The organism is Pseudokineococcus sp. 5B2Z-1, assembly GCF_037482305.1.
Lineage (GTDB): Bacteria > Actinomycetota > Actinomycetes > Actinomycetales > Quadrisphaeraceae > Pseudokineococcus.
Window position 1 is genome coordinate 470,592 of record NZ_JBBHZG010000004.1, and the last position, 8,019, is coordinate 478,610.

Consider the following 8,019-nt stretch of genomic DNA (forward strand, 5'->3'; position numbering starts at 1 on the left):
GGCGGGGCGCCGCGCGGGCGCCCCGCTGGCCGAGCTCGTCGACGCGGTCGTCGCCGAGATGCTCGCGGACGACGCCGGGCGCGCCCGCGACGACGTCGCGCTCCTCGCCGTCCGCGCGCGCTGACCGGCCGCGAGCACCCCGGCGCCGGCCCGGTCCCCCTCCTCCGCGACCGCTCCTCCGCGACCGCTCCGCCGCCACGGGCCGTGGCAGGGTGCGGCCGTGCGACCCCTGGGCGTGGTGGCGGCCCTGGTGCTCGCGACCGCCGCCGTCATCACCTGCGCGCCCCTCCCGCTGGGGCTCTCGACCACGCCGGGCGTCACGCAGGCGGTGGCCCTGCGGGGGGCGGGGGCCCTGGCGCTGCTCGTGCTCGGGCTCGTCGTCGGGCTGGTCGCCGTGGCGCTCCGACGGCGCCGGCGGCCGCTGGTGGCCGGGGCGCTCGCGGTCGTCCTCCTGGCCTGCGCGGCCGGCCACGTCGGCGTCCTCGTCGCGCGCGGGTGGGGCGGCGCGGGGCCGGCCGCGGGAGCGGACCTCGTCGTCGTCACCCTCAACACCGAGGTCGACGGGGTGGCGCCCGAGGAGCTCGCCGAGCTCGTGGACGAGACCGGGGCGGACGTCGTCGCCCTGCCGGAGACCTCCGCGGAGCGGGCGGTGGCCATGGCCGCGGCGGTCGAGCGGCGCACGGGCTCGGGCTTCGCCGTGCTCGCCGAGCAGGTCGACGACCGGCCGATCGCCGCCACGAGCCTGCTCGTGCACGAGCGCCTGGGCCCGCACGAGCGCGCCGACGCGCCCGCCCTCGACCTCTCCGCCGTCGCCGCCGCACCGGTCGACGGCGACGGCCCCCTCCTCGTCGCGGTGCACCCGCCGCCGCCGATCCCCGGGGCCTTCCCGCAGGAGCGGTGGGCCGAGCAGGTGGCCACGGCCGCCGCGGCGTGCACGGCCGTGCCCGGCGCCGTCGTGGCCGGGGACCTCAACGCGACGCTCGACCACGCCCCGCTCGCCGACGCCCTCGACGCCGGGCCCTGCGTGGACGCGGCGGCCGCCACGGGTGCCGCGGCCTGGGGGACGTGGCCCGCGGCAGTCCCGGCCGTGCTCGGTGCGCCCATCGACCACGTGCTCGTCGACGGGCGCGCCTGGCAGCCGCTCTCGGCGCGGGTCGAGCGCGTGGGCGCGACCGACCACCGCGCGCTCGTCGTCGCGCTGGCCCGGCGCGAGCCGTAGCCCGTCTGGGCCTCCCGGGCGCGGACTTCGAGGGACGACGCGCCGTCCGTACCTCCTGAGCGCGGACTTCGAGGGACGACGCGCCGCGAGCAGGCCCTCGACGTCCGCGCTCGAGGGCCGTCCCCGGTGGGTGGTCGTCCCGGCGCCGCGCGCACCCGCCCCAGCACGGCCCAGGGGTGCTGGAGGGCGCTGCTGGGCTCAGCCCAGCTCGGCCAGGGCCGCGGCGCGCGCCGCGGCCGGGTCGGGCGCCGCGAGGGCCGCGGACGCCGCCGCCCGGCACCGCTCGGGGGTGGCCGTCTGCAGCCGCGCGCCCACGGCGGGCAGCGCGGCGGCCGCCGCCGACAGCGAGGTGACGCCGAGCCCCACGAGCACGCAGGCGAGCAGCGGGTCGGCGGCCGCCTCCCCGCACACGCCCACGGGCTTGCCCGCTCGCTGTCCCGCGATCGCCGTCATGGCCACGAGCGCGAGGACGGCGGGCTGCCACGGGTCGTTGAGGTCGGCCAGGTCGCTCGAGAGGCGGTCGGCCGCCATGGCGTACTGGGTGAGGTCGTTGGTGCCGATCGACAGGAAGTCGACGTGGTGGAGGAACCGCGCGGCCAGCAGCGCGACCGACGGCACCTCGACCATGACGCCGGGCACGAGCCCGCGGGCGCGCACCGCGGCGGCGAAACCCTTGGCCTCGGCCTCGGTGGCGACCATCGGCGCCATGACCCACGGCCGCAGGCCCGTGCGCTCGGCGGCCAGGGCGACGGCGTCGAGCTGGCGCTCGAGCAGCCCCGGGTCGCGGCGCACGACCCGCAGCCCGCGGACGCCGAGCGACGGGTTCTCCTCGTGCTCCGGCGTCGCGTAGGCGAGGGGCTTGTCCGAGCCGGCGTCGAGGGTGCGCAGGACGAGCTTGACGTCGACCGGCTCGTCACCGGCCGACCCGTCTCCCGAGCGCCCCGCTCGGGCCCGCTCCGCGAACGGCGCGAGGACCTCGGCGTAGACGGCGGCCTGCGCCTCGACGTCCGGCTCGACGGCGGTGCCGAGGAAGCACAGCTCGGTGCGGAACAGGCCGACGCCCTCGGCGGGGCCGGCGGCGGCCGCGCGGGCGGCGGGGCCGTCGGCCACGTTGGCCAGCAGCGGGAACGGGGTGCCGTCGCCGAGGCGGCCCGGGCCCCGCCAGGCGGCCGCGGCGGCGCGGGCCGCGCGGTCGGCCTCGACGCGGCCCGCGGCGTGCTCGAGGTCGGGGTCGACCTGCACGGTGCCGGTGGTGCCGTCGACGAGCACCATGTCGCCCTCCGCGAGCGCCTGCGCGCCCTCGACGGCGACGACGCAGGGGATGCCGAGCTGGCGGGCGATGATCGCCGTGTGGCCCGTCGGGCCGCCGCCGCGCGTGACCAGAGCGCGCACGCGCGCCGGGTCGAGGCCAGCCGTGTCGGCGGGCGCGAGGTCCTCGGCCACGAGGACGCTGGCGACATCGGGCCGGGGGACGCCGGGCTGCGGCTGGCCCGTGAGGTCGGCGACGACGCGGTCGCGCACGTCGTGCAGGTCGGTGACGCGGTCGGCCATGAGGCCGCCCATGGCCGCGAACATCTGCGCGAACTTCTCGGCGGCGCCGGTGACGGCGACCTCGGCGGCGGCCCCGGACCGCGTGCGCTTGCGCACCTCGCCGAGGAAGCCGCGGTCGGCGGCCAGCTGGGCCGTCGCCCGGAGCACCGCGGCGGCGTCCCCCGTCGTGGCCTCCGCGCGGACCCTCAGGCGCTCGGCGACGGCGGCCGCCGAGGCCCGGGCGCGCTCGAGCTCGGCGTCGCGCGCGTCCTCGGGGACGACGCCGGCGCCGCCGTCGGCCGGCACCTCCGGCAGCTTCGGGCGCGGCGCGGGGCGCACGACGGGGCCGACGGCGACGCCCGGGACGACGGGTGTGCCCCGCAGCGGGGCGCTGCCCCCGTCGGCCGGGCCGGCGCCCAGCTCGGCGGACGGGTCGGCGGCGGGGTCGGGGAGCGCGCCGGCGCGCCCGCCCGCCGAGCCGTGGCCGGAGGGCTGCGGGGTGGTGGAGGAGGTCACGAGGGGCTCCCGTCGTCGTCGACGGAGCGGGTCAGGACCCGCGCCGGGTGGGGGTCGTGGCGCGGTGCCCGACGGAGCGCCCGCCCGGGCGTCCGCCGGTCCGGCCGGCTCCTGGGGACGCTAGGCACGAGCCCTTGACATGTCAAGGTAACCGGGCGTAGAACCAACCAACGCAACACCAGAACCACACGAAACCACATCCGCCCGGTCGCGACTCCCGCGGGCCGCCCGGGCCGACTCACGAGGGAGTGAGCCGTGTACGCACCCGAGCGCCAGGCGGCCATCGCCGCCCGTGTGGCCCGCGAGTCCCGCGTCTCCGTCACCGACCTCGCCCTCGAGCACGCCGTCACCACCGAGACCGTGCGCCGCGACCTCGCCGTCCTCGAGCGCGGCGGCGCCCTCCGGCGCGTGCACGGCGGTGCCGTCGCGCCCTCGGCGCTGGCGGCGCCGGAGACCCGGGTCGAGGAGCGCGACCGCGTGGCCCCCGAGGCGAAGGACCGCATCGCGGCCGCCGCGCTCGCGCAGCTGCCCCCCGGCACGTCGAGCGTCGCCCTCGACGCCGGCTCGACCACGGGCCGCCTCGCCGGCCTGCTCGCCACGTCGACGGGCGCGCTCGTCGAGGGCAGCTCGCTCGTCGTCGTCACCCACGCCGTGCACCTGGCCGCCCGCCTCGTCGGCGTCCCCGGCGTCGAGCTGCACCTCGTCGGGGGCCGGGTCCGGCCGATGACCGAGGCGGCCGTGGGCGCCGAGACGGTGCGGGCCCTGGAGGACCTGCGCGTCGACGTCGCCGTCCTCGGCACCAACGGCTTCTCGGCCGAGGCGGGGTTCACGACGCCGGACGCCGAGGAGGCCGCCGTCAAGCGCGCGCTCGTGCGGGCCGCGCGCCGGGTCGTCGTCCTCGCGGACGCCTCCAAGGCCGGTCGCCAGGACCTGCACCGCTTCGCCCGCCTCGAGGAGGTCGACGTGCTCGTGACGGACGCGGCCCCCGCCGCGTCCGGCGGGGAGCTCGCCGCCCTCGGGGCCGCCGGCGTCGACGTGGTGACGGCGTGAGCGCCCCCACGCCCGCGACCGCCGCCGGCGCGGGCGCGGTCGAGGTCGTCACCCTCACCGCCGCTCCCAGCCTGGACCGCACGGTCGAGGTCGGCGGCCCGCTGCGCCGCGGCGCCGTGCAGCGCGCCACCGGCTCCGTCGTGGAGCCGGGCGGCAAGGGCGTCAACGTGGCGCGCGTGCTCGCGGCGGCCGGCCGCGGCGTCGTCGCGGTGCTCCCCGCGGACGCCGGCGACCCGCTGCTCGCGGCGCTCGCCGACGCCGGCCTGCCCGCCCGCCCGACGCCCGCCGGCGGGCCCGTGCGCACGAACACCGCCGTCACGGAGCCGGACGGGACGACGACGAAGGTCAACGAGGCCGGCCCCGAGCTCACCGCGGCCCGTGGCGCGGCGCTGCGCGAGGCCGTCCTCGACGCCGCCGAGGGCTCCCGCTGGGCCGTCCTGTCCGGGTCGCTGCCCCCCGGTGCCCCGGCGTCGCTCTACGCCGACCTCGTCGCGCCGCTGCGGGCGCGCGGCTGCGCCGTCGCCGTCGACACCTCCGGACCCGCGCTGGCGGCGCTGCTCGGGCCGGGGGCCGACCCGGCGACCGCGCCCGACGTCGTCAAGCCCAACGGCGAGGAGCTCGGCGAGCTCGTCGGCGAGGACGGCGACGCCCTCGAGGCGGACCCCCGCGCCGCCGCGCGCGCGGCCCGCGCCCTCGTCGCCCGCGGCGTCGGTGCCGTCCTCGTGACCCTCGGCGCGCGCGGCGCCGTCCTCGTCACGGCCGAGGGCGCGTGGAGCGCGCTGCCGCCGCCGGTCGCGCCGCGCAGCACCGTCGGCGCGGGCGACTCCGCGCTCGCGGGCTACGTCCTCGCCGACCTCCGAGGGCTCGAGGCGCCCGAGCGCCTGCGCCTCGCCGTCGCCCACGGCTCCGCCGCCGCGGCGCTGCCCGGCTCGGCGCTGCCGCGGCCCGAGCAGGTGCGCGCCGACCTCGTCGAGGTCGCGCCGCTGGACCTCGAGCCGCTCCACCTCGACCCGGTACCCGCCGGGCCGTCCTGACCAGCCCCTCCCGCACCTCCCGACCAGCACCTCACCGAGCACCAGCCCCGCACCGCCCGTCCCCCCGCACCGTCACCGACGACGACCCGAGAGGCACCGATGAGCCACAGCACCGCAGAGACCAGCGCCGCGAGCGCGTCCGGGGGCGAGGACCTCCTCGTCCCCGCGCTCGTCGCCCTCGACGCCGACCTCGGCGCCACGAGCGAGGACGTCGTCCGCCGCCTCGCCGCGCTGGTCGGCGACGCCGGCCGCACCGCCGGCGCCGACGGCACCGAGGACCTCGCCCGGGCGGCCCTCGCCCGCGAGGCGTCCTCGCCGACGGGCCTGCCCAACGGCATCGCCATCCCGCACGCCCGCACGGGGGGCGTGACCCGCGCGTCGCTGGCCTTCGCCCGGCTCGAGAGGAAGGTCGACTTCGGCGCCCCCGACGGCCCCGCCGACCTCGTCTTCCTCATCGCCGCCCCCGAGGGCGCCGGCAGCCAGCACCTCAAGCTGCTGAGCAAGCTCGCCCGCGCGCTCGTGCGGCCGGCCTTCACGGCGTCGCTGCGCGAGGCCTCGTCCGCGGAGGAGGTCGTGCGCCTCGTCGACGAGGTGCTGGCCCCGGCCCAGCCGAAGGCCCCGGCCGCCCCCGCGGCGGGCGCGGGCACCGCCGACGGCGCCGCGGCCCCCGCGACGGCGTCCGGCGCCGTGGCCGCCGACGCCGCCGCGACCGTGGACCAGGAGGCGCCCGTCGCGTCCGCCACGGGCGCCCGCCGGATCGTCGCCGTCACGGCGTGCCCCACGGGCATCGCCCACACCTACATGGCCGCCGACTCCCTCGTCGCCGCCGGCGAGCGCGCGGGCGTGGAGGTCGTCGTCGAGACGCAGGGCTCCTCGGGCGCGACGCCGCTGCCCGCCGACGTCATCGCCGGCGCGAGCGCCGTCATCTTCGCCGTCGACGTCGGCGTGCGGGAGCGCGGCCGCTTCGCCGGCAAGCCGCTCGTCTCCTCCGGCGTCAAGCGCGCCATCAACGAGCCCGACGCGATGGTGGCCGAGGCGCTGCGCGCCGTCGACGACCCCCGCGCCGAGCGGGTCGCCGGCGACGGCGGTGCGGGCGCGGCCGCCGCGGGCGCCGGGGCGCGCTCCGGCGGGGCCGGCTTCGGCGGCGAGCTGCGCCGCTGGCTGCTCACCGGCGTCAGCTACATGATCCCGTTCGTCGCGGCGGGCGGTCTGCTCATCGCGCTGGGCTTCCTGCTGGGCGGCTACGAGATCGTCAACGCGGCACCCGGCGACCCGGCCGGCCGCGCCCTCAACACGCTCATCGTCCAGGACTTCAGCCTCACCGACCTGCCCGACGGCGGTCTGCTGCAGTACCTCGGTGCGGTCCTGTCCTCCCTCGGCCAGCTGGCCTTCGGCCTCCTCGTGCCGGCGCTCGCGGGGTACATCGCCTACGCGATGGCGGACCGGCCGGGCATCGCGCCCGGCTTCGTCGCCGGCCTCGTCGCCGGCGCCACGGGCGCCGGCTTCATCGGCGGTCTCGTCGGCGGTCTGCTCGCCGGTGCCGTCGCCCTCGCGATCAGCAAGATCTCCGTCCCGCAGTGGGCGCGCGGCCTCATGCCGGTCGTCATCATCCCGCTCTTCGCCACGCTCATCACGGGCTTCCTCATGTTCGCCCTGCTGGCGCGTCCGCTGGCCGCGGTGACGACGGGTCTGGCCGACTTCCTCAACGGCCTCTCGGGCGGCTCCGCCGTCCTGCTCGGCATCGTCCTCGGCCTGATGATGGCCTTCGACATGGGCGGGCCTCTCAACAAGACCGCCTACGCCTTCGCCGCCGCGGGCCTGGGGGCGGCCACGGCCACGGACACCGCGCCGCTGACGATCATGGCGGCCGTCATGGCGGCGGGCATGGTGCCCCCGCTGGCGCTCGCGCTGGCCACCGTCGTCCGCCGGAAGCTCTTCACGGCGCCCGAGCGGGAGAACGGCAAGGCCGCGTGGCTCCTCGGTGCCGCCTTCATCACCGAGGGAGCCATCCCCTTCGCGGCGGCCGACCCGCTGCGCGTCATCCCCTCGATCATGCTCGGCTCGGCCACGACCGGGGCCATCGTCATGGCGACGGGCGTCCAGCTCCGTGCGCCCCACGGCGGGATCTTCGTCTTCTTCGCCATCGACGGCGTCGTCGCCTTCGTCCTCGCGATCCTCGCGGGCATGGTCGTCAGCGCCGTCGCCGTGATCGTGGCCAAGAGCCTCGGCCGCTCGAAGGCCGACCTCGTCGCCGCCTGAGGAAGCACCACCAGACCCCTCCCGGCCCGGCCGCGCGGCACGCCGTCCGGGCCGGGAGGATCACCGCCACTCCACCGCGCCCCTGTGCGCGCCCCAGCCCGACCCAGGAGGCCCCCGTGCCCAGCACCACCGTCGCCGTCGGCTCGTCCGTCGGCCTCCACGCCCGCCCCGCCGCCGTCATCGCCGCCCGCGCGGCCGAGCTCGGCAGCGACATCACCCTCGCCGTCGAGGGCGAGGAGCCGGTCGACGCCGGCTCCGCCCTCATGATCATGACGCTCGGCGCCGAGCAGGGCACCGAGGTCACCGTCGAGGGCGACGACGAGGCGCACGTCGCCGAGATCGCGGGCCTCGTCGCCCAGGACCTCGACGCCTGAGGGCCGACCGCCGCGCCGACGGCCCCCGCCCGCTCCG

Annotated in this window: 6 protein-coding genes; 5 read left to right on the forward strand and 1 reads right to left on the reverse strand. The window is 79.1% G+C overall.

Annotated features, from left to right (window positions below; translation table 11 throughout):
* Positions 1 to 220: 220 nt before the first annotated feature.
* Positions 221 to 1,219 carry an endonuclease/exonuclease/phosphatase family protein gene (locus tag WDV85_RS12950; RefSeq protein ID WP_339571015.1) on the forward strand — a complete coding sequence of 333 codons (999 nt, stop codon included), beginning with the start codon at positions 221 to 223 and terminating at the stop codon, positions 1,217 to 1,219.
* Between the two features lie 198 nt (positions 1,220 to 1,417).
* Here WDV85_RS12950 and WDV85_RS12955 read toward each other — a convergent pair whose 3' ends face one another.
* The gene (locus tag WDV85_RS12955) at positions 1,418 to 3,169 is read right to left on the reverse strand and encodes a putative PEP-binding protein (RefSeq protein ID WP_445263321.1); all 1,752 of its coding nucleotides are present in this window, start codon (positions 3,167 to 3,169) and stop codon (positions 1,418 to 1,420) included.
* A gap of 351 nt (positions 3,170 to 3,520) precedes the next feature.
* Here WDV85_RS12955 and WDV85_RS12960 point away from each other — a divergent pair, with 351 nt between their 5' ends.
* The 4 genes from WDV85_RS12960 to WDV85_RS12975 all read left to right on the forward strand — a co-directional run bounded on the left by WDV85_RS12960 (position 3,521) and on the right by WDV85_RS12975 (position 7,982).
* Positions 3,521 to 4,315, forward strand: coding sequence for a DeoR/GlpR family DNA-binding transcription regulator (locus tag WDV85_RS12960; protein ID WP_339571017.1), 795 nt, complete (start codon positions 3,521 to 3,523; stop codon positions 4,313 to 4,315).
* Entirely contained in the window at positions 4,312 to 5,349 is a 1,038-nt protein-coding gene (locus tag WDV85_RS12965) for a 1-phosphofructokinase family hexose kinase (RefSeq protein WP_339571018.1), read from the forward strand. The genes WDV85_RS12960 and WDV85_RS12965 overlap by 4 nt, the downstream gene beginning before the upstream one ends.
* A 99-nt stretch (positions 5,350 to 5,448) precedes the next feature.
* Positions 5,449 to 7,608, forward strand: a complete 2,160-nt coding sequence (locus WDV85_RS12970; protein ID WP_339571019.1) for a PTS fructose transporter subunit IIABC — start codon at positions 5,449 to 5,451, stop codon at positions 7,606 to 7,608.
* Positions 7,609 to 7,724: 116 nt separating this feature from the next.
* On the forward strand, positions 7,725 to 7,982 hold the full coding sequence (locus WDV85_RS12975) for an HPr family phosphocarrier protein (protein WP_298803453.1): 258 nt from the start codon (positions 7,725 to 7,727) through the stop codon (positions 7,980 to 7,982).
* Positions 7,983 to 8,019 lie beyond the last annotated feature (37 nt).

What these genes read in the sequence shown, in the direction of transcription:
- WDV85_RS12970 (WP_339571019.1), top strand. Translation starts at nt 5,449, where the DNA reads ATGAGCCACAGCACCGCAGAGACCAGCGCCGCGAGCGCGTCCGGGGGC.